This is a genomic window from Ruegeria jejuensis (assembly GCF_041537905.1).
Taxonomy (GTDB): Bacteria; Pseudomonadota; Alphaproteobacteria; order Rhodobacterales; family Rhodobacteraceae; genus Ruegeria_C.
In genome coordinates this window covers 84706-106199 of record NZ_JBGRUO010000003.1, presented here as the reverse complement: position 1 = coordinate 106199, position 21494 = coordinate 84706, and the positions used below count along the sequence as shown (strand labels likewise).

The following is a 21494-nucleotide window of genomic DNA, read 5'->3' as shown; positions in this document are numbered from 1 at the left end:
GTTGTAAGCAGTTCTGGAGGCTCGAAGTCGCGGCACCGGCCAACAAAGGCGCGCGTGTAGACCTTTGCACCCGGCATGTACAGGGCTTGTTGCGGCAAGATGCGCGAAAGTGGCGCACACCTGTCCGATTTTTGGTGGTTTATGCCTGATTGTGCACCAGACGCATGGCGGCCATACCGCCTCGGCACGACTGGCGTCGCGGCCTGCACCCGCCTAGGGTGAGGCATCCGTATCCTGTTCCGGGACGTTCATGCCATGCTCACCATCACCGGCCTCAGCCACATCTGTGTCAATGTTGATGATATCGACAGCGCGCTTGCCTATTATCAGGATCTGCTCGGCGCCGTGCCGCAACAGATCTTCCCCATTTCCGAAACGAAGGCTTCGCCAAAAGCGCGGGCTTTGGCGAGAAATGGGACACGGTCGATGTCTCGATCGCCTTCATGGCCCTGCCCGCCAATGCGATGACACTGGAACTGATGGAGTATCACGCGCCTGCGGGCCAGGTGCTCGATCATGATCTGGCCACGACCGACCGCCGCCGTGTCGGACATGTCGCACTCAAGGTTTCAGGCATCGACGCCGCCTTTGCCCATGTGCGGGCACAGCCGGACACGCGCATGATCTCGCAAGCCCCCGACTATCGCCCGGAGCGGATCAGCCCGACGACTCCCGCCGATTTCCGCTTTTTCGATGCCGCGACCGAGGCGGATGCAGAGCAGAAACAGGCCACCGCCGATATCATCAGCGGCATCCGTTATTTCTATTTCGTCGACCGTTACGGCATTCAGTGGGAATGCGAGGAAGGGCATCACGATATCGGCGATCCGACCGAATGACCGCCTCTGACGGCCCGCGGAACCGCCATTTCGTGGAGCCATGGTCACATAAACCCAATAGAAAGTGTCTGCGGGCAGAAAATACCTTTCCGATACGCGCCCCGCATGTGTTAACTGGTGAACAAGCACGGTGCCATTCGGGTGGGCAAACCGTCGGAAAATTGAGGCAATTCGGAGCCGGCCATGACAGGTCTCGGTAAGTGGAAAGCAGTGAAACGCGGCTGCATGATAGCCTGCGTGATGCTGTCGCCTTCCATGCTCTGGGCGCTGGAAACCGGGCTCTCGGCCCCCGGTGCCTCCAAGGAACTGCGCGAGAAGCTGGAAGAGGGGTCATCGGTTCTGAACGCCGAGGCGCGCGGCCTGGACACCCCGCTGGAATTGCTGTCAGCGGCGCTGGCGGATTACCGGACACTGGTGCAGATCCTTTATGATGCCGGGTATTTCAGCCCGGTTGTGAACATCCGCCTCGACGGGCAGGAAGCGGCGGATATCGATCCGCTGAACACGCCCGGCGCGGTGCAGTCGGTCAACATCTCGGTCAAGACCGGCCCGTCCTTCACCTTTGGCACGGCGGAAATCGCGCCGCTGGCGCGCGGCACCGAACTGCCGGAAAATTTCGCGCCCGGACGCCCGGCCAGCACCGGCACCATTCAGCAGGCGGCCACGGCCGCTGTGCAGGGCTGGCGCGATGTCGGCCATCCCAAGGCCGCGATCGGCGATCAGAAGATCACCGCAAGGCACACACAAGCCCGTCTCGACGCGCAGATCGATGTGGCCCAGGGGCAGAAGCTGACCTTTGGCACGTTGCACATCAAGGGCGACACCCGCGTCAGGCCCGAGTCGATCTACCGGATCGCAGGCTTTCCCACCGGCGAGGTCTATTCCCCCGCGCAGGTCCAGCAGGTCGGAACCCGGCTGCGCCGCACCGGGACCTTCAGCAGCGTCCGGATCACCGAATACGAAACCGCAAACCCCGATGGCAGCCTCGATTTCGATGCAACCTTCGAGGATATGCCGCCAAGACGGCTGAGCTTTGGGGTCGAGTTGTCGTCGAACCAGGGCCTTGATCTGAGCCTCGCCTGGTATCATCGCAACGTGTTCCGCCGCGCCGCACGCTTCAAGTTCGAGGCGGCGCTGCGCAATATCGGGGGCGACGAGGATATCGACGGGCGCGTTGGTATGCGGCTGGACATGCCCGACCGCTTGGGCCCGGATGACAGCATGTTCTATCTGGCCCAGTGGGAACGGCGCAATCGCGAGCATTATGACATCTCGACCCTGTTGCTGGGCGTGGGTGCGCGAAGGGTATTCTCGCCCGCGCTTTTCGGCGAAGCCTATGTCGCTGTGAGCGACGCCAAGGCCGACGACGCCTTTGGCGATGACCGGCCGTTCCGCTATCTGCTGGTGCCGTTTCGCGCCGAATGGGACCGGCGTGACAACAAGGTCAACCCGACGCGTGGCTTTTTTCTGGATGGGCGCTTTACACCGCTGGTCGGTATTTCCGGCACCGAAACCGCCGCACAGCTTTACGGTGATGGCCGTACCTATTTCGATGTCGCCTCGAATGGCAATCTGGTGCTGGCCGGGCGCGTTCAACTGGGGTCGGTCGGCGGCCCGGCCTTGAACAAAGTATCCCCGGAATACCTGTTCTTTTCTGGTGGTGCAGGGACGGTGCGCGGGCAACCTTATGAAAGCCTCGGCATTCCGGTTGGCGACGAGGTTGCAGGGGGCAAGTCGTTTCTGGGCCTTTCCGCCGAGGTCAGGGGCCGCGTCACCGAGAGCATCTCGCTGGTGGGGTTCTACGACTATGGCATGGTCGGTGCCGATGCCTTTGTCACGGGTGACTCGGAAAGTCACTCTGGTGCCGGGATCGGGGTGCGTTATGATCTGGGCGGGTTCGGCCCGCTGCGGGTCGACCTGGCGGTTCCGGTCAGCGGTGATACCGGTGACGGGCTGCAATTCTATATCGGGATCGGACAGGCGTTTTGATCAGGTCAGCACCATATGCCGTAGCAGTCACGCTCTGCCTCAGCCAGGTCCCCGCTCCGGCTGTGGCGCAGGAAGAAACCGGCGGGCTGCTGGTCGATTTTCTGGAGGATACGCTGTCGGGCGATGGCCGTTACCTGAAAGTGGTGGGTCTGGAAGGCGCGCTAAGCTCGCGCGCGACCATACAAGAGATCACCGTCTCGGATGATGATGGGGTCTGGCTGACCATCAAGAATGCGGAACTGGACTGGAACCGGCTGGGCCTGCTGCGCGGCCGGTTTTCGGTCAATACGCTCTCCGCCGAAGAGATCGACATCGCGCGCAAGCCCGAACCCATTGAACAGGATACTCCGCCGCCCGATCCCGGTGCCTCGAGCTTTCAGGTGCCGGAACTGCCGGTGGCGGTGAATATCGAAGAGCTGCGCGTCGACAAGCTAAGCCTGGGCGAGCCACTGATCGGGCGCGCGGCGGTGCTGGAGGTCAACGGCAACCTGTCGCTGGCCGATGGTACGCTGGACACCAATCTAGAGGTCACACGTCAGGACCGGCCCGGCGACAGCGTCAAACTGACCGCTGGTTATGTCAATTCCAGCACCCAGATCACGCTGGATCTGCAGGTGGTTGAGGATGCGGGCGGGATCATCTCGACCGCTTTGAACCTGCCCGATTCACCGCCCCTGCTGCTTACCGCCAAGGGCGAAGGCCCGGTGGACGATTTCACCGCCGATATCGGCCTGACCAGCGACGACACGGAACGCGTCTCGGGTCAGGTGCGGCTGCGGGGCGTTCCGACCCCGGATGCCGAGGATGAGACCAGCATTGCCTTTTCGGCAAATGTCGGCGGCGATCTGACACCGTTCCTGCAGCCCCGGTTCGATCCGTTTTTCGGCACCGATACGCGGCTTGTCGTGGATGGCCGCAGCGATCCCGATGGCGGGCTGACGATTTCCGAGCTGGACCTGACCTCGGAAGCGTTGCGTCTTGAGGGCGAGGTGGAACGCGCGGGTGACGGGGTGTGGGAAAAGCTGGCCATTCAGGGTCGCATCACCCCACCCGAGGGCAATACGGTCGTGCTGCCGGTTGCCGATCCTGTCACCGAACTGGGCGCGGCAGAGTTTTCGCTGCTGCTCGATGCGGCGAGCGGCGAAGGTTGGTACCTCAACCTGAGCGCCAATGATGTCAGCACGCCCGATATGTCACTGGATCAGTTGAAACTCGGCGCGCAGGGCGAACTGGATCAGGCTGGCAACAAGGAACTGACCGGTGATCTGCAGGCAGCGCTGGACGGGCTGAGCTTCAGCGATGCGGCGCTGGCGCAGGCGGCGGGCGACACGATCACGCTGGATGGGCTTTTTGACCTGCTGGGTGATGGTGAGTTGAAATTGTCGGAGTTCGAACTGATCAGCGGCGATGTCACCGCGCAGGCGGATGTGGACATCAAGGGGTTGAACAGCGGCTTCGAGATGGATGGCAACGTAACGCTGGACGCCGCCGATCTGTCGCGATTTTCCGGTGTGGCGGGCCGTGATCTGGCCGGGTCGGTGACCGCCAGCCTGGACGGCACCGGCGCTCCGTTGGGGGGCAGTTTCGATTTTGTGCTGACCGCCGACGGCACTGGCCTCGAAAGCGGCATGGACGAGGTCGACCCGCTGCTCGATGGCCCGGTCTCCATCACGCTCGACGCGCTGCGCGACACAGATGGGCTGACGGTTCGTGAGTTCGCTCTGACCGGCGAGACGTTGTCGGTCGAAGCCGCCGCCAATCTGACCGGGTCGGAGGGCGATTTCAGCGGTGACGGAAGCGTCAAGCTGGCCGCCGAAGACTTGTCGCTGTTCTCGAAGCTGGCCCAGCGCGATCTGGCAGGGGCGATCAACGCCGAGATCGAAGGCAGCGGCGCAATCAAGGACAGGCATTTCGACATTCAGATGAGTGCGACCGGCCGGGACCTGAAAAGCGGGCTGTCACAGGTCGACCCGCTGCTGACCGGCGATACCAGCATCCAACTGGACGCAAAGAATGACAGCGAAGGCCTGACCCTGCGCGATTTCAAGATCGATGGCCGCAGCTTTTCGGCTGAAGCGACGGGCATGGCGACCGGGATCGACAGCGGGGACTATGCTGTCTCACAAGCGGATGTGACGCTCTCTGCCAAAGACCTGTCGATCTTTTCCGATCTGGCAGGCCGCGAGCTGGCTGGCAACTTGACCGCAGCGCTCAAAGGCAACGGCGCGCTGAAGGATCGCAGCTTTGACATTCAGGCGCAGGCCTCCGGCAGAGACCTGAAAAGCGGCATGGACCAGATCGACCCGTTGATCGCGGGCGACTTGAAGATCACCATCGACGCCACAAACGCAGATGACACGCTGACCATCCGCGATTTCGATGTGGCCGGCAAAACGCTCAAGGCCAGCGGCGCGGTGACCGTTTCGGGGATCGAAGCGCAGGAATATGCGGCAAATGGCACCATCAAGGCCAGCGCGTCTGACCTGTCGCTGTTCTCGGATCTGGCGCAGCGCGATCTGGGCGGCTCGGTGGCGGTAAAACTGGGTGGTTCGGGCGCATTGTCGGATGAGACCTTCGATATTCAGCTCAATCTCGACGCGCAGAACCTGCGCAGCGGCATTGAGCAACTCGACAAGCTGATCACCGGGCGCACCACGCTGAAAGCGGATGCCGCCAAGACCGACGCGGGTCTGAACATCCGCGATTTCGACCTCGCCGCAACCGCCATTTCGGCGCAGGCCAGCGGAACCTTGCAGGAAGCTGGTGGCAAGCTGACATTTTCGGCTGCGCTGGATGATATCAGCCGGATCACAACGCTCAGCAGCGGAGAGATGAAGCTGCAGGGCGACGTGTCGCGCACCGGGTCCGGGTTTGACGGTGTTGTGCAACTGAATGGCCCGGCCTCGTCCTTTGCCAAGCTCGACGGCTCGGCCGAGTTGAACGGCAACGCCGATTTCGACTTCGAGGCCAGGCTTGACCAGGTCGAACGTCTGATACCCGATTTCCCCGGCTCGCTCACCGCCAATGGCAATGCGCGTCGCGACAATGGTGTCTGGACCATCGACGGTAACGCCACCGGCCCGGCGGATGTGTCCACGACGCTCAAGGGCACCTTTGACGAAACAAGCGGCGATGCCGATCTGGCGGCCAAGGGTCAGGTCAATATCGGCATCGCCAACAATTTCATCTCGCCCAACAAGATCGAAGGCACCGCGCAATTCGACCTCGCCCTAAAAGGGCAACCGGCGCTTGATGCGCTGAGCGGAACGATTTCAACCAACGGCGCAGCGCTGGCCATCCCCGGCGCACGCCAGACGCTGACCGGTATCAACGGCACCGTGACGATGGCCAACAGCACCGCAACCGTTGCCATGAATGCGGCCATCCGCACCGGCGGCAACATACAGGTCAACGGACCGATTCAACTGACGCCGCCACTCAACACCGATATCACTGTCGCGCTCAACCAGTTGGTTCTGACTGACAACCTGCTCTACGAAACTTCGGCCAATGGCCAGATCGCCATCACCGGCGCGCTGGCGGGCAACAGCGCGATCGCCGGGCGGATCGATATTGGCGAGACCAATATCAACCTCAACGCCGCCACCGGGTCGGCCAGTGCCGCCCCGATTCCGGACATGACCCATGTGGGTGAATCCAGTGCGGTTTACCAAACGCTGAAGAATGCCGGGCTGATCAAGCCGGACGAAGAGGAAGGGCGCAGCGATTCGACCACGTCGCTGAATATCGACATCGTGGTTCCCAACAAGATGTTTGTGCGCGGGCGCGGGCTAAATGCGGAGTTGGGCGGTGCGATCAATATCGGCGGCACCACCGCCTCGGTCTCGCCCTCCGGTCAGATCGAGCTGATCCGGGGTAATCTGGATCTGCTTGGGCGGCGCCTGGAACTGACCAAGGGCATCATCGCGTTGCAGGGCAATTTGGACCCCTATATCGAGTTCGAATCGACCTCGACCACATCGGATGGTCAGGCGACGCTGGAAATCTCGGGGCCACTCGACCTGCCCGAAATCCAGGTCTATTCCGATCCCGAACGCCCCCCAGAAGAGGCGCTGGCGATGCTGCTTTTTGGCAACCGATTCTCGGAGCTGTCGCCGCTGGTCGTCGCGCAAATGGCGGCCTCGCTGGCGCAGCTGAGCGGCGCCGGGGGCGATGTGACGAAGGGCGCACGTGACAGCACGGGGCTGAGCAATATCGATATCGGCGCCAATGAAGGCGGCGGCGGGCGGTTTGGCGCAGGTGCCTATCTGAGCGATGAGCTTTACACCGACTTCACCGTCAACACCGAAGGTGAGACCGAAGTGAACCTGAACCTGGATGTGACCGACAACATCACGCTGAAAGGCAGCGTGGACAATACAGGCAGCACCGGGATCGGCGTGTTTTTCGAACGTGACTATTGAGGGGTAAGGCGCGATGCCAACCCATCGCGCGCAACCACATACACAAGGAACGAGGCGAGAATGACCATGACAAATACGCGATACATAACAGGCAGAAATTCCCTCCTGCTGACAGCCGCCGCAGCGGTATTGCTGACATCCGCCTGCTCGATGCGGCCGCTCAGGGACCCGTCCACAAAGCCGGTGAACTGCGCCACCGCCGAAGGGGATTTGCGCGCGCTCAATTCGGAAAAGAAATACGCGCAGAGCCAGGAACTTGTTTCGGCCACCGCGATCACGCCAGCGGGCGCGCTGCTGGGGATTGTGACGGACACCGAGAACGAGAAGCTGGAAATCCTGTCGGGCGAGTACCAGAAAAAGCTGGATACCCGCATCGCTGAAATCCAGGCAAAGTGTAAGATATAGCGGCGATCAGCAGCCCTGCTTAGCGTCCGCCGCCCGCAGCATAAATCCCGTCGATCACCTGCTGGACCTTCTTGGACATCTCCAGCGGAAAGACGTTGCTGCGGTCGCCGCGACAGGCGGCGACAAAAGCATCGGCCTGTCGTTCGTACTGGTTCACATCGAACCTGTAGACCGTCTGTGTGGCGTTTTTCTGGTCGTGCAGCACCACCTCGGCGTAGTCGTAATTCACTGCGTTGAACGGCGCGCGCACGTCGATCCAACCCGCCTCGCCCATGAACCGCATCGACTGGTGCAGGGCCATCTGGCTGGAGACGTAAAATGACAGGTTGAACCCGTCAAAGTCGACATTGGCGCGGGCATAGATATCGGTTCCGAACTGGGGCGAAAACTCAACCTGCCCGGTCACCTCCCCCGCCTCGGCCCCGGTGGCCAGCAAGGTCGACACCACCGGATAGACGCCGATATCGGGCAAAGCACCGCCGCCCAGATCGGGCTTGTTGCGCATATTGCCAGGGTCCGTCAGGTGGTATGAGAACCCGCCGGTCACGTGGCGCAACCGCCCGATTGCGCCTTCGGCGATCAGGTCCCGCACCTTGTGCCACTGCGGGTGATAGGCAACCATGAACGCCTCGGAAATCAGGCAGCCCGTGCTGTCGCGCGCAGCGATGATCGGATCGATCTCTGCGGCCTTCAAGGCGATGGGTTTTTCGCACAGCACATGTTTGCCCGCCTGCGCGGCGCGGATCGACCATTCGGCGTGATGAGCGGTGGGGATCGGCAGGTAAACGCCGTCAATCTCGGGATCGGCCAGCAGCGCGTCATAGTCACCATAAGATTTCGGCGCGCCGAACCGGACGGCCTCGGCCTGGGCACGCGCCGGATCGCGACTGGCGATCGCATGAACCACACCAGAGGCAGAGCGTGCAATCGCGGGCAGGACCTGCTCGCGCCCGATCTTTGATGTCGACAGAATCCCCCAGCGAAACAGCGCATCGCCCATGTCTTATCCTTTCTTGCCGCTTGTCACGAAATGCGCCGCGCCGATCAATGCGGCGGCGTCATCAGCGATCAACCTGATCGGCACACGCGCAACCTGATCCGCCAGCACGCCATCCTGCTCGAACGCGGCCAGAAACTCGGACACAGCAGAGGACCCGAGAATGCCGCGCGCAGCACCTCCGGCAAAGTGTATCCCGGCAAGCGGCAGGTATTGCAGCACCATTTCGCGGGTCAGTATGCCCAGCAGCCGCGCGCTGAGCAGGACGGTGCGCTGCGCTTCGCACCCTCCCGGGCTTCGGGCAAACTGCTCAAGGATTTGCGGCCCCGACATCTGGGTGCCGGAGATCGCCTGATGCAGCCGCGCCAGCCCGCGCCCGGAGAACAGGTCTTCGTTGGTCTGGAACCGGTCGGCAGCCGCGCCCAATTCCGCGCGCAGCACGTCCGCGACGCTCACCGGCAAGCTGACATGGCCCAATTCCGCCTCAACCACCGTCCTGCCCTTGAGCAGGCAGGCGTTGAACCCGGTTCCCGCCCCGGCGACCAGAGCCTGATCATTGGCGGCTGGTCCGGGAACGGGGCGAATTTCGGCCAGTTGTTCTGGCTGCAGATGCGGCAGCGCATAACCCAAGGCAACAAGATCATTGGTCAGACGCACATGCTTCGGCCCGCCTAGAGCATTGCGCAGACTGTCGACATCAAAATCCCAGTCCCGATTGGTCAGTTGCGCGTGATCAGCGTTGACTGGCCCCGCCACGGCCACGCAGCAGGCCTCGACCGGGGTATGGTCGATACTATCCCGATAGGCCTGCAACACCTCGTAGAACGAGGAATGGCTGTCATTATTATATCGCTTGATGGCGGTTGGAATTCCGTCCCGGACCATGGCGAGCCGGGCGTTGGTCCCTCCTACATCGGCAACAAGAACGGACATCGACCTTCCTCATCTGGTATAACGCAGTAGCGTCGGGACCAACGGGCGCCCCGAAAAACTGCCAGAGATCTGTATGCAATTGGGCCCGAACAGGGCACGGTTCAGCGCATCGTAGCCTTTTTATTTCGCAAAGTAAATTAATTAAAGCCGCACAACCGGCCTGCCTTCAGACGAGCCGGAACTGACCCGGTGTCTGCCCGGTCCAGCGTTTGAACGCGTCATTGAAACTGCTTAATCCAGAATAGCCCAGCAGAAAGGCAATTTCGGCCAGAACCAGATCACTATCCTTGAGATAGCTGACCGCCAGCGCCCGGCGAAGTTGCTCCAACGTCTTGAAAAACGTGGTATTCTCAGCCGCGAGGCGCCGCGACAAGGTGCGCGGGCTCATGCCCATGGCACGCGCCACTTCTTCCTGGCTGACCTCGCCCTTGGCGAGCCGGTCGGCGATGGCCCGTTCGACATCGACAATCAGCGGCGGCAGGTTGCGCGATTTATCGCTGAGGATGGCCTCGCAATACTCGGTCAGAACCGAATAGAGATCGTTATCGGCGGTCAACAACGGCAGATCCAGATCTTCGCGCCGGAAATGATAGGCGTTCTCGGCCTCGCCAAATCTGACATCGCAGCCAAAATACTGCCGAAACCGGTCCTGATTTCGGTTGCGCATATGGTGGAAGGTCACCAGGCGCGGTCGAAATTCGCGATTTGCGGCTTGGCGCATGGCATGAAGCAGGCCCGAGGCGCCAAACTCCACATATTGACGGCGACGTATCTGGGTCGGGACCGCAAAATACCAACGCAGGATGCCGTCGCTGTCCAATTGATCGACATCGATCTCAACCGCATCGCTGAAGACCCGCCGGTAGCGCGCGATGTTCTTGATGAAGTCCAGAACGGTCGGGGCCGCCATTCCGACATAGCAGATTACCCCGGATCGGCGCATTTCGCGCTGCGCGCCACGATCAAAGCCCAACGTGTCTTCGCCGGTCAACTCTACCGCATGTTCAAAGAAGGAGGCGATCGCCTCAAAGGGCACGAAAGGTTTTTCCTGATGGATGATGTCCGGAGATATGCCGGTGCGGTCAAACACCTGATGGGGCTTGTATCCCTGCGCCAACAGGTCGATGGCCAGCTCTTTGACGTAGACGGCCCCATGCCTTGGTGAGGTGCTAGGCATTCGGCAAAGGTATCCGTGAAAATTGAAGGGGCATCGTCGTCAAATCAGTTGTCATTGTGGATACCATAGGCCGTTTCCTTTGCGCCGGGCAATATGGCGCACGGAATTTAGCGCGCGTGCGTAGCGGCCACAGCTGCCCCCGTGATTCGAGATTACGGGACTGTGGCAGACACAAGGCGGCCAAGCCTTATCCCCTGCCAATCAAAGGTCAAAAACCGAATTGTTTCCAGCGAGATAGGCAATTAACCAGCAATAAACCAGAGTGCGGGACAAGCCCATAAAATTTAGGGCAAATGGTTTTGCTAGCCGGCATCAAGGTGCTGCGCAGCCGCCCGGTCGCACTTGGGGGTGTCCTACGGACAGGACGTGCGGCCGGGTGCTTATTCCCTCGTGTGGGTTACGAGTTTCTGCGGATACCGAGCGGCGCGCCAAGGCGCGCCGCGAGGTCCGGGTTTTCATGCTCTACCGCCATCCGCGCCAGCCGGGTCAGCGCCCAGTCGGGAAACGGGGCCGAACGCCCGGTGGCTTGGCTGACATTGACGATCAAGGCCTCTTGCGTGGCACAAAGCGCGCCATCGTCCTCGGCAAACATTTCCGCGTAATAGTGCAGCCGCTTGGCATCCGTATCGGCCAGCCAGTAATGGATGGCGTATCTGGCGCCCTCCAGCAATTCACGGGTGAAATGCAGATGCGACTGAAGGATGTATGGACCATGCCCGGCGGTGCGCACATAGGTTTCGCCCAGCCCCAGATGTTCATCCAGCATGACCTCCAGCGCTTGATCGAAGGCAACGCCGTAATAGCCGACATTCATGTGTCCGTTATAATCGATCCAACCCGGATCAACCGTCAACCCGCTGACCACGACCGGCGCGGGATAGGGCCCGTCATGACCCGATTTCGGCTCTGTTTCTTCTGACATGCCCCTGCTCCTTGCCAGCTCCCCTGCCCTATCCTGCCGTGCATCGCGGCGCAAAGGAAGCACCGGCAAAGCTGCGCGCATATGCGGCGAAGTGATTGTCGCCCGGATATGGCAATGCTATCGGGCAGTCATGACGAGTGCCCCCGATACCCGCCAGCGCGGTTCCGCTGATTTGTGGCTGGATGCCGCAACCGAAATTCTCTGTGAGTCCGGCATTGATGCCGTCAAGATCATGCCGCTGGCCAGTCAACTGGGCCTGTCACGCACCGGCTTCTACTGGCACTTCAAGGATCGCGCGGCACTTCTGGATGCGCTGATCGAAAGGTGGGAGGCACGCAATACCGGCAATCTGGTCGCCCGCACCGAGGCCTATGCCGAAACCATCTGCGAGGCGATCTTCAACATCTTCGACTGCTGGCTGGATGAGGAGCTATTCGATTCGCGCATGGATCTGGCGATCCGCAACTGGGCACGGACCGATCCCGCCCTGCAAGCCCACGTCGATGCCGCAGACGACCGGCGCAGGCAAGCGATCGAGGCCATGTTCACCCATTTCGGCTATTCCGACACCGAGGCCGAAGTGCGTGCGATGACCGTGATCTATACCCAGATCGGCCATCTTTCGATGCAGGTGCACGAGACCCGTTGGAAACATGTCGCCCGAATGCCCGATTTCGTCGAGGTCTTCACCGGCCAGCGCCCCAGTCAGAGCGATGTGGGCCGCTTCATGTCCCGACATCTGAACGATTGAAAAAGGCGACCGCCTCAGGTCGCCTTCCTTAGATTCAGTGCCAAGCGTTGGCTATTCGGCAGCAACCGCCGCAGCAGGCTCGATCCGCACCGCCGAATACTTGAACTCGGGGATCTTGCCGAAAGGATCAAGCGCACTGTTGGTCAGGATATTCGCCGCCGCCTCGACATAGGCAAAGGGCAGGAAGACATTATCCTCGGCGATGGCGCGATCCGCGCGCACCATAACCTCGACCGATCCACGACGGGTGGTCAGGCGGACTGCGTCACCGGGGGCAACCCCCATGCGGCGCAGCGTTCTCGGGTGCATCGAACAGTTCGCTTCGGGCTCGACCGAGTCCAGCACATGCGAGCGTCGGGTCATCGAGCCGGTATGCCAATGCTCCAGCTGTCGCCCGGTGATCAAAACAAACGGATATTCCGCATCGGGGCGCTCATCCGGCTCAACGATCTTGGCCGGTGTAAAGCGGGCGCGCCTGTTGGGGCGCGGGAAGCCATCGCCGAACACGATCGCCTGACCGGGATCTTCGGGGCTGAGTGAGGGATAGGTCACCGCCTCGCCCTCGAGCCGTTCCCAGGTGATGTTGTCGAGCGAGCCCATATTGAGCTTCATCTCGGCAAAGACCTGGCTGGGATGGGTATAGGTCCAGTCCAGACCCAGCCGCTTCGCCAATTCCACCTCGATCCACCAGTCTTCCTTTGCCTCACCCGGAGGTGTCACGGCGGGACGGCCCATCTGGACCTGACGGTTGGTGTTGGTGACAGTACCAGTCTTTTCCGCCCACGCGCTGGCGGGCAGGATCACGTCGGCATAGTTCGCCGTCTCGGTCAGGAAGATATCCTGCACCACAAGATGGTCCAGCTTGGCCAGCGCCGCGCGGGCATGATCCACATCCGGGTCCGACATGGCCGGGTTTTCGCCCAGGATATACATACCCTTGATATCACCCGCATGGATCGCATCCATGATCTCGACCACCGTCAGGCCCTTCTCGTTCGAGAAATCGCCGCTGTTCCAGACGCTGGTAAAGGCGGAACGCACACCGTCATCCATCACCGACTGGTAGTCGGGCAGGAACATCGGGATCAGCCCGGCATCCGAGGCGCCCTGCACGTTGTTCTGGCCGCGCAGCGGGTGCAGGCCGGTACCCGGACGCCCTACATGGCCGCACATCAGCGCCAGCGAGATCAGGCAGCGCGAGTTATCGGTGCCGTGGATATGCTGGCTGATGCCCATCCCCCAGAAGATCATGCCAGCCCGCGCGGTTGCGAAATCGCGCGCCGCCTGGCGCAGCACATCCGGCTCGATCCCGCAGATCGGCGCCATCTTCTCGGGCGTATAGGCGGCGAGATGGGTTTTCATCTCGTCCCAGTTCTCGGTGTAGCCTTCGATATATTGCTGATCGTAGAGGCCCTCCTCGACGATCACATTCATCATCGCGTTCAGCATCGACACATCCGCGCCCGGCTTGAACTGCAGCCGGTGGGTGGCGAATTTGCCCATGCCAACGCCGCGCGGGTCGCAAACGATCAGCTTGCCGCCACGCTTGGTGAACTGCTTGAAATAGGTGGCCGCGACGGGGTGGTTCTCGATCGGGTTGCAGCCGATGACGATGGCCACGTCTGCATTCTCGATCTCGTTGAAGGTCGCCGTCACCGCGCCGGAACCGACATTTTCCAGCAGCGCCGATACCGACGAGGCATGGCAGAGCCGTGTGCAGTGGTCCACATTGTTATGGCCAAAGCCCTGCCGGATCAGTTTCTGGAACAGATAAGCCTCTTCGTTGGAACATTTGGCCGAGCCGAAGCCCGCAACATTGGTCCCCTTCTCAGCGCGCAGGTCCGACAGCCCCTTGGCGGCGGCATCCAGCGCCTCGTCCCAGGTCGCTTCACGGAAATGGGTGTGCACATTGGCGGGGTCCACATTCAGCCCTTTGGGCATGCCTTCCTTGCGGATCAGCGGCTTGGTCAGGCGATGCGGGTGGCTGATATAGTCGAAGCCGAACCGCCCCTTGACGCAAAGACGGTTTTCATTGGCCGGGCCGTTGATCCCGTCGACATATTTGATCTTGTTGTCCTTGATCTTGTAGCTGAGCTGGCAGCCCACACCGCAGAACGGGCAGATCGACTTGACCTCGCGATCATAGTCCTTGCTGTCACCCGCCTGCTCATCATCCAGAACCGTAGCAGGCATCAGCGCCCCGGTCGGGCAGGCCTGCACGCATTCGCCGCAGGCCACGCAGGAGGACGCGCCCATCGGGTCGTTCTGGTCAAACACGATCTCGGATGTCGCGCCGCGACCGGCCATGCCGATCACGTCATTGACCTGCACCTCGCGGCATGCGCGGACGCAGAGATTGCAACTGATGCAGGCATCCAGATTGACCCGCATCGCCACATGGCTGGCATCCAGCAGCGGAATCGTCTCTGGCGCCTTGGCGGGAAAGCGGCTCTCGTCCACCCCGTTCATCGCCGCCATATCCCAGAAATGCGAAGAGGCATCATGGGCCACCTCGGGCTGGTCGGCCACCAGCAGTTCCATCACCATGGCGCGGGATTTCTCGGCCCGCTCGCTATCGGTCGTGACCACCATGCCATCAGCGGCAGGGCGGATGCAGGAGGCAACCAGCGTGCGTTCACCTTCCACCTCGACCATGCAGGCCCGGCAATTGCCGTCCGGGCGATAGCCGGGCGCGGGTTTGTGGCACAGATGCGGGATCACCAGACCCTTGCCATTGGCGGCCTCCCAGATGGTCCAGCCTTCGGGCACGGTGACATCTTCGCCATTGAGGCTGAAGGTCACGGTTTTGGTTTCGCTTGCGTCAAGCATGGCTCGTTCCCTGTCCTTCAGATTTCGTCTGCAAAATGTTTCATGACCAACCGGATCGGGTTCGGCGCCGCCTGCCCCAAGCCACAGATCGAGGCATCCGCCATCACGTCACACAGGTCGCTCAGCAGATCCTGATCCCAGCTTTCGGCCTGCATCAGCTTCACCGCCTTTTCGCAGCCCGCCCGGCAGGGGGTGCACTGGCCACAGCTTTCATCCTCGAAGAACCGCAGCATGTTCAGCGCCGCATCGCGGGCGGTGTCCTGATCGGACAGAACCACAACCGCCGCCGAGCCGATGAAGGTGCCATGCGGCTGCAACGTGTCGAAATCGAGCGGAATGTCATCCATCGACGCGGGCAACAGGCCCGAGGACGGCCCGCCCGGCTGGTAGGCCTTGAAGGAGTGGCCCTCGACCATGCCCCCGGCAGCCTCGATCACATCCAGAATGGTCGAGCCTGCGGGCAGTAGATAGACACCCGGCTTGGCGACCCGGCCCGAAACCGAATAGCTGCGCAGCCCCTTACGACCGTTCTTTTCGGTGCTGTTCAGGCAGTCCGGCCCCTCGCGGCAAATCTTGGAGACCCAATAAAGCGTCTCGATATTATGCACGAGCGTGGGTCGCCCGAACACGCCGACCTGCGCCACAAAAGGCGGGCGATGGCGTGGCATGCCACGCTTGCCCTCGATCGATTCGATCATCGCGGATTCCTCACCGCAGATATAGGCCCCGGCCCCGCGCCGCAGGTCGATATAGCCGGGCGCGACAATGCCCGCTGCTTCCAGCGCGGCGATCTCGCGGCGCAATATCTCCAGCACGGCCGGGTATTCGTCGCGCATATAGATGAAGCAGGTCTGCGCCTCGACCGCCCAGGCGGCGATCAGCATCCCCTCAAGGAACACATGCGGCGTGCGTTCGAGATAGTAGCGGTCCTTGAAGGTGCCCGGCTCGCCCTCATCCCCGTTCACGGCCAGATAGCGCGGGCCGTCATTGGCGCGCACAAAGCCCCATTTCTTGCCCGATGGAAAGCCCGCCCCGCCAAGACCGCGCAGGCCCGAGGCCAGCACCTGTTCCTGCACCTGCTCCCAATCTCCGGAGGCGCGCAGGGATTTCAGGACCTCATAGCCGCCATTCGCCGCATAGCTGGCCAAACCTTCATAATCGGGCAGATGTGGATGGGTGTCGCCTGTGGCAATCGCCTGCTGCACCTTTTCGGGCGTGGCATGGTCGATATGGTTGTGGCCGATCTCAAGCACCGGCGCGGTGTCGCAACGCCCCATGCAGGGCGCGCGCAGCACGCGAACCTGACTCGCATCCAGCCCGTCTTCCAGCGCCTGCTGCAATTGCTGGGCCCCTGCCATTTCGCAGGAGAGCGAATCGCAGACCCGGATGGTCAGCGCGGGCGGCGGCGCCTCATCTTCTTTCACCACATCGAAATGGGCATAGAAGGTCGCAGTTTCATACACCTCGGCCTGACCAACTTTCATCTCTGCCGACAGCGCACAGATATGATCCGCAGACAAATGACCATGTGCATCCTGGATCAGATGCAAAAACTCGATCAGCAGGTCGCGGCGGCGAGGGCGGTCCCCCAGCAGGCGCTGAACTTCTTCCAGCGCCTCATCCGTGAACTGACGGCCCTTGGGCGTGCGCCGCCCCTTGCCTTTACCTGACTTCCAGACGCCCTTTTTGTCGCCCGATGGCTTGGTATCCAATGGTGCCATGATGCCCTCCGATTGAGGTCCCCTGTTTCATAAGCGGGATGTATCATCAAATCTTGAATTCGAATGGCACGATCACGACAAATTATCACGACAAAGAGGCAACCACGTCCCGCAAAGCGGCAATTGTCGGCAGATCAGGGTCCCGGTCCAGCGTAGCCAGACAGATCGGTTTGCTGACCATCGGATCGGTCAGCGGGCGCACAACAGTTCCCTCAAGCGCGCCCAGCGAGGCCACCAGAATCTCAGGCAGCACGGTCGCAGCCAGCCCCTCGCGCGCCAGCACAAGTGAGGCGGTAAAGCCGCTGGTTTCGGCAACCACCTGCGGATGTAGGCCCTGATCGGCAAAGATATGGTTCAGGATGCGGCGATTCTGCATCTGCGGCTCAAGCAGGGAGAGCGGGTAATCCGCCACCTGCGACCAGGGCATCGGTCCGGTCGCATCGGTCATATGCGCGGGCATCAACAGCACATAGGTTTCGTCATAAAGCGGCTGCACGATGCGCAGATCAGTCCCGATGCTGTCGCCATAGGTCACGCCCGCATCGATCGAGCCATCGTCCAGCTTGTTCTGGATCGCCGTCGCCGACAGCGCCTCAATCCGCGTGACAATCCGGGGATGCGCCTCATGCACCTTGCGCGTCAATTCGCCGGTAAAAGCCAGCGCAGTCGGGACAACGCCCAGGATCAGCGTCCCGGTGATCGCCCCGCGCGCTGCCTGCACCTCCTGCTCCAGCGCCTTGGTATCGTCAAGAATGCGGCGGGCCCGGCGGACAATCATCTCGCCCTCTTCGGTCAGCCCCTGAAACCGATTGGCCCGGCGCACGATCGAGACCCCAAGCCGCCCCTCAAGCCCACGGATTCGCATCGAAAACGCCGGTTGGGAAATCCCGCAGGCCTCGGCGGCCTTGGCGAAATGCTTGTGCCGCGCAAGGGCGGTAAGCAATTGCAGATCTTTAAGATCAATCAAGAGGGTATCCGGGCAATGTCGACAAGTCTGACCATAATGACACGTCCCGCAGGCCCCGCAATGACTTCTCGCAATGAATCGCCCGGGGTCCGGGGCAGCGCACCGTTTGACAGATCACGTGTTGAACAGGAAATGCAACACGTCGCCATCCTTGACGACATATCCCTTGCCCTCGGCGCGCATCTTGCCCGCTTCTTTGGCTCCCTGTTCGCCATTGCAAGCGATGAAATCGTCATAAGCGATGGTTTCGGCCCGGATGAAGCCCTTTTCGAAGTCGCCATGGATAACACCTGCGGCCTGCGGTGCGGCCGTCCCGGTGCGGATGGTCCAGGCCCGCGCCTCTTTCGGGCCGACGGTAAAGTAGGTCTCCAGATGCAAAAGCTCGTAGCCCGCCTTGATCAATCGGTCGAGCCCGGCCTCGGCAAGCCCCATCTCTTCAAGGAACATCGCCGCCTCATCCTCTTCGAGCTGGCTGATCTCTTCCTCGATCTGAGCTGAGATGATGACATGGGCATTGCCCTGCTCTGCCGCCATCGCGGCAACCTTGGCGGAGTGGTCATTGCCCTCTGCGGCCTCGGCCTCGCCCACATTGCAAACATAGAGCACGGGTTTGGTGGTCAGCAGTTGCAGCAGCTTCCAGGCCCGGGCGTCTTCGGCATCCACCTCAACCAGCCGCGCGGGCTTGCCTTCCTCCAGCATCTCCTGCGCGGCAGCCAGCAAGCGGTCCTGTTGCTGGGCTTCCTTATCGTTGCCCTTGAGCTTGCGCACCAGATTGGCGCGGCGTTTCTCGATGCTTTCCAGATCGGCCAGCATCAACTCGGTCTCGATCGTGTCCGCATCAGCCACCGGATCGACGCGGCCTTCGACATGGGTGACATCCCCATCCTCAAAACAGCGCAGCACATGGGCGATGGCATCGACCTCGCGAATATTGGCCAGAAACTGGTTGCCCAGCCCCTCGCCCTTCGAGGCGCCTTTTACCAGCCCGGCGATGTCGACAAAGGTCATGCGGGTCGGGATGACCTGTTTCGAGCTGGCGATCGCGGCCAGCTTGTCCAGACGGTCATCGGGCACCCCCACCTCGCCCACATTGGGTTCGATGGTGCAAAACGGAAAATTCGCCGCCTGCGCCGCCGCCGTTCGGGTCAGCGCGTTGAACAAGGTCGACTTGCCCACATTGGGCAGACCCACGATTCCCATTCTAAAGCCCATGACAGTCTCCTGAAGTCAGTCGCGGCTGCTTCTAGGCAGCTTGGCGTAGATGCGCAAGCGGGCGCATTTGCAACACTGCAAGGCGTCAAGTGCATCGCTCACGCCCTCGTCACTGTACTTAACCTTGGGCACTCAATATTTACGGAGGTAAAAAAATGGGAAAGTTCAACGGGGACAATGATCAGAATTCTCTTTATTATGGTCCTGCTCACCGCAGGGGCCACGGTCGCGCAGGCTCAAAGCCTGATTGTTGGCGCAGGTTACGCTGACTTTTCGAACAACGAGGGCAAGGATCAGGCGCTTTTTGCGCTCGACTACCATCACGCGCCTTTTCACGAAGCGGCGCGATTCAGCGCCGGTTGGGGTGGCACACTGTCATTTGATACGAGCGGTGACACGCATATCGGCGCGGGCCTTTATGGGGTCTACCAGCTTGGCCAAAGCTGGTTTCTGGAAGGCAGCGTAATGCCGGGAGCCTATTTCGAAGGCGAAAGCCGCAACGATCTGGGTGGAAATTTCCAGATCCGCAGCCTGTTTGGCGTGGGCTACGCCTTTGACAACGGCAACAAGCTGTCGCTTGCCATCGCGCACAAATCCAATGCCAGCACCGAAGACTTCAACCCCGGCGTGAACGAGGCGCTGCTGCGCTATCACTTCTCTTTCTGAGCCTTACCGCACGCGGCGGGATTGATTTTCGGGACAAGTTTCTGCACATCAGGTCGAACCCTGACTGCAAGGAAACCCGATGACCCGTATCGACGCCAAGTTCGCCGCCCTGAAATCGCAAGGGAAGAAGGCTTTCGTCTCTTATATCATGGCGGGCGACCCGGATTTCGACACCTCGCTTGAGGTGGTCAAGGGTCTGCCCGGCGCAGGTGTGGACGTGATCGAGTTAGGGTTGCCCTTCACCGATCCCATGGCGGACGGCCCAACAATCCAGCTAGCCGGTCAACGGGCGCTGGATGCGGGCATGACGCTTGAGCGCACGCTTGAGCTAGCGCGCCGGTTCCGCGAAGAGGACGACATCACGCCGATCGTGCTGATGGGCTACTACAATCCGATCTACAATCGCGGCGTCGAGACGTTTCTGCGCGATGCCAAATCCGCCGGCATCGATGGGCTGATCGTCGTCGATCTGCCGCCGGAAGAAGATGATGAGCTGTGCATACCGGCGCAGGAAGCGGGGCTGAACTTCATCCGTCTGGCCACACCCACCACCGATGACAAGCGCCTGCCCCGCGTGCTGCAGAACACGTCCGGCTTTGTCTATTACGTCTCGATCACCGGCATCACCGGCGCGGCAGAGGCGCAGGCCACCGATGTCGGCCCGGAAGTAGCGCGCATCAAATCCGCCACCGATCTGCCGGTGATCGTGGGGTTCGGCATCAACACGCCCGAGAAATCCCGCGCCATCGCCAGCGTTGCTGACGGTGCCGTCGTGGGCTCAGCCATTGTCAGCCAGATCGGCGCAGGCAAGCCGGTGGGTGAGGTGCTGGATTTCGTCAAATCACTGTCAGACGGCGCGCATTCGGTCTGAGAGATCACGGCACAAAAATGATAAAAGTCTATGCCCGTGCGCTGCGCACCTTCGCCGCGAACTTCATGCTGTTCTTTGCGCTGTCCGTTGTGATGGCGCTGCTGAAGCTTTTTTTGGATTCTAGCTCTACAAACGGCGCATCTTTGGTTTTCTACACACTTGTCGCGCTATTTTGTCACCGGCTTTTGCTGACCGAGGAGCGAACCACCAAGGCGGATATTTTCCCCGGTCGAAAGGATGGGCCGCTTGCGGGCAGGCTCTGGCCATTCTGCTGGAGAATGGGCCTGTTCTGGCTTTTCGCAGCTTGCGTCTGGGGTTTCTTTTTCTATCTGATCTTTGGTTTGCTCCCGGAAGTCGACAAGGGCTCTGTCTTCGGTGCCGGTATGCTGGCTCTGGTTCCTGCCGCATTGGTGTTTTACGTCGTCGCCGCGCTTGTCGGGACGGTTTTACCCGCGGCGGCCATGGAGGGCGATATGTCGATCACTACCGCATTCCGGCGCGGCAGAGGTTCATTCTGGAAAACTATCTGGCGCCTGATCGCGGGCAACGGGCTGTTCAGCATTGTGTCACTCGTCGCACTGATTGCGCTGGCAAGCCACATCCCCGTCAACGCAGGCCCGGTCATTGGGACAGCGCTCGGCATTCTGGGCGAGGTTTCTGGCATGTTCACGATCATGTTGACCGCCGCTGCCTTGTGTCTGGCCTATGAGACTTCAGCACCTGTTCCTGAAGCGGCAGACGCATAAGCTTCAGGACGCAAGCCCCAATAGATCACGCCCGCAGCCGACCCT

The 21494-nt window shown here is 61.2% G+C and carries 18 protein-coding genes; 9 read left to right on the top strand and 9 right to left on the bottom strand.

Annotation, left to right across the window (positions count from 1 at the left end; all coding sequences use genetic code 11):
- Window positions 1–213 precede the first annotated feature (213 nt).
- The gene (locus tag AB1E34_RS04835) at window positions 214–354 is read right to left on the bottom strand and encodes a hypothetical protein (protein WP_372571439.1); all 141 of its coding nucleotides are present in this window, start codon (window positions 352–354) and stop codon (window positions 214–216) included.
- Between AB1E34_RS04835 and AB1E34_RS04830 the strand changes: the two genes are divergently transcribed.
- From AB1E34_RS04830 to AB1E34_RS04810, 5 genes are all read left to right on the top strand, one after another.
- On the top strand, window positions 304–468 hold the full coding sequence (locus AB1E34_RS04830; RefSeq protein WP_372571435.1) for a hypothetical protein: 165 nt from the start codon (window positions 304–306) through the stop codon (window positions 466–468). The two genes, AB1E34_RS04835 and AB1E34_RS04830, sit on opposite strands and share 51 nt — an antisense overlap.
- Entirely contained in the window at window positions 444–839 is a 396-nt protein-coding gene (locus AB1E34_RS04825; RefSeq protein ID WP_372571203.1) for a hypothetical protein, read from the top strand. The genes AB1E34_RS04830 and AB1E34_RS04825 overlap by 25 nt, the downstream gene beginning before the upstream one ends.
- 183 nt (window positions 840–1022) lie before the next feature.
- Window positions 1023–2828 carry an autotransporter assembly complex protein TamA gene (locus tag AB1E34_RS04820; RefSeq protein WP_372571202.1) on the top strand — a complete coding sequence of 602 codons (1806 nt, stop codon included), beginning with the start codon at window positions 1023–1025 and terminating at the stop codon, window positions 2826–2828.
- Entirely contained in the window at window positions 2825–7252 is a 4428-nt protein-coding gene (locus tag AB1E34_RS04815) for a translocation/assembly module TamB domain-containing protein (protein ID WP_372571201.1), read from the top strand. Before AB1E34_RS04820 ends, AB1E34_RS04815 begins: the two co-directional genes overlap by 4 nt.
- Window positions 7253–7318: 66 nt before the next feature.
- Window positions 7319–7657, top strand: a complete 339-nt coding sequence (locus tag AB1E34_RS04810) for a hypothetical protein (RefSeq protein WP_372571200.1) — start codon at window positions 7319–7321, stop codon at window positions 7655–7657.
- A 19-nt stretch (window positions 7658–7676) separates the two neighbouring features.
- Here the strand turns inward: AB1E34_RS04810 and AB1E34_RS04805 are convergent, their stop codons facing one another.
- The 4 genes from AB1E34_RS04805 to AB1E34_RS04790 all read right to left on the bottom strand — a co-directional run bounded on the left by AB1E34_RS04805 (window position 7677) and on the right by AB1E34_RS04790 (window position 11686).
- Complete coding sequence (locus AB1E34_RS04805; RefSeq protein ID WP_372571199.1) at window positions 7677–8657, bottom strand: Gfo/Idh/MocA family protein; 981 nt, start codon at window positions 8655–8657, stop codon at window positions 7677–7679.
- Window positions 8658–8660: 3 nt separating this feature from the next.
- Entirely contained in the window at window positions 8661–9587 is a 927-nt protein-coding gene (locus tag AB1E34_RS04800; protein WP_372571198.1) for a glucokinase, read from the bottom strand.
- A 166-nt stretch (window positions 9588–9753) separates the two neighbouring features.
- Complete coding sequence (locus AB1E34_RS04795; RefSeq protein ID WP_372571197.1) at window positions 9754–10764, bottom strand: AraC family transcriptional regulator; 1011 nt, start codon at window positions 10762–10764, stop codon at window positions 9754–9756.
- 397 nt (window positions 10765–11161) lie between these two features.
- The gene (locus AB1E34_RS04790) at window positions 11162–11686 is read right to left on the bottom strand and encodes a thioesterase family protein (protein ID WP_372571196.1); all 525 of its coding nucleotides are present in this window, start codon (window positions 11684–11686) and stop codon (window positions 11162–11164) included.
- 130 nt (window positions 11687–11816) lie between these two features.
- Between AB1E34_RS04790 and AB1E34_RS04785 the strand changes: the two genes are divergently transcribed.
- Window positions 11817–12437: a TetR/AcrR family transcriptional regulator gene (locus tag AB1E34_RS04785; protein WP_372571195.1), complete on the top strand. Its 621-nt coding sequence runs from the start codon at window positions 11817–11819 to the stop codon at window positions 12435–12437.
- Between the two features lie 51 nt (window positions 12438–12488).
- Here the strand turns inward: AB1E34_RS04785 and fdhF are convergent, their stop codons facing one another.
- The 4 genes from fdhF to ychF all read right to left on the bottom strand — a co-directional run bounded on the left by fdhF (window position 12489) and on the right by ychF (window position 19166).
- Window positions 12489–15266: a formate dehydrogenase subunit alpha gene (fdhF, locus tag AB1E34_RS04780; RefSeq protein ID WP_372571194.1), complete on the bottom strand. Its 2778-nt coding sequence runs from the start codon at window positions 15264–15266 to the stop codon at window positions 12489–12491.
- 17 nt (window positions 15267–15283) lie between these two features.
- Window positions 15284–16987 carry an NAD(P)H-dependent oxidoreductase subunit E gene (locus AB1E34_RS04775; protein WP_372571193.1) on the bottom strand — a complete coding sequence of 568 codons (1704 nt, stop codon included), beginning with the start codon at window positions 16985–16987 and terminating at the stop codon, window positions 15284–15286.
- Between the two features lie 85 nt (window positions 16988–17072).
- Window positions 17073–17954: a LysR family transcriptional regulator gene (locus AB1E34_RS04770; protein WP_372571192.1), complete on the bottom strand. Its 882-nt coding sequence runs from the start codon at window positions 17952–17954 to the stop codon at window positions 17073–17075.
- A gap of 114 nt (window positions 17955–18068) precedes the next feature.
- On the bottom strand, window positions 18069–19166 hold the full coding sequence (gene ychF / locus AB1E34_RS04765) for a redox-regulated ATPase YchF (RefSeq protein WP_372571191.1): 1098 nt from the start codon (window positions 19164–19166) through the stop codon (window positions 18069–18071).
- A gap of 198 nt (window positions 19167–19364) precedes the next feature.
- Here ychF and AB1E34_RS04760 point away from each other — a divergent pair, with 198 nt between their 5' ends.
- The 3 genes from AB1E34_RS04760 to AB1E34_RS04750 all read left to right on the top strand — a co-directional run bounded on the left by AB1E34_RS04760 (window position 19365) and on the right by AB1E34_RS04750 (window position 21449).
- Complete coding sequence (locus tag AB1E34_RS04760; protein ID WP_372571190.1) at window positions 19365–19832, top strand: acyloxyacyl hydrolase; 468 nt, start codon at window positions 19365–19367, stop codon at window positions 19830–19832.
- Between the two features lie 79 nt (window positions 19833–19911).
- The gene (trpA, locus tag AB1E34_RS04755; RefSeq protein ID WP_372571189.1) at window positions 19912–20703 is read left to right on the top strand and encodes a tryptophan synthase subunit alpha; all 792 of its coding nucleotides are present in this window, start codon (window positions 19912–19914) and stop codon (window positions 20701–20703) included.
- Window positions 20704–20720: 17 nt separating this feature from the next.
- On the top strand, window positions 20721–21449 hold the full coding sequence (locus tag AB1E34_RS04750) for a hypothetical protein (RefSeq protein WP_372571188.1): 729 nt from the start codon (window positions 20721–20723) through the stop codon (window positions 21447–21449).
- The last annotated feature ends 45 nt before the right edge of the window (window positions 21450–21494 follow it).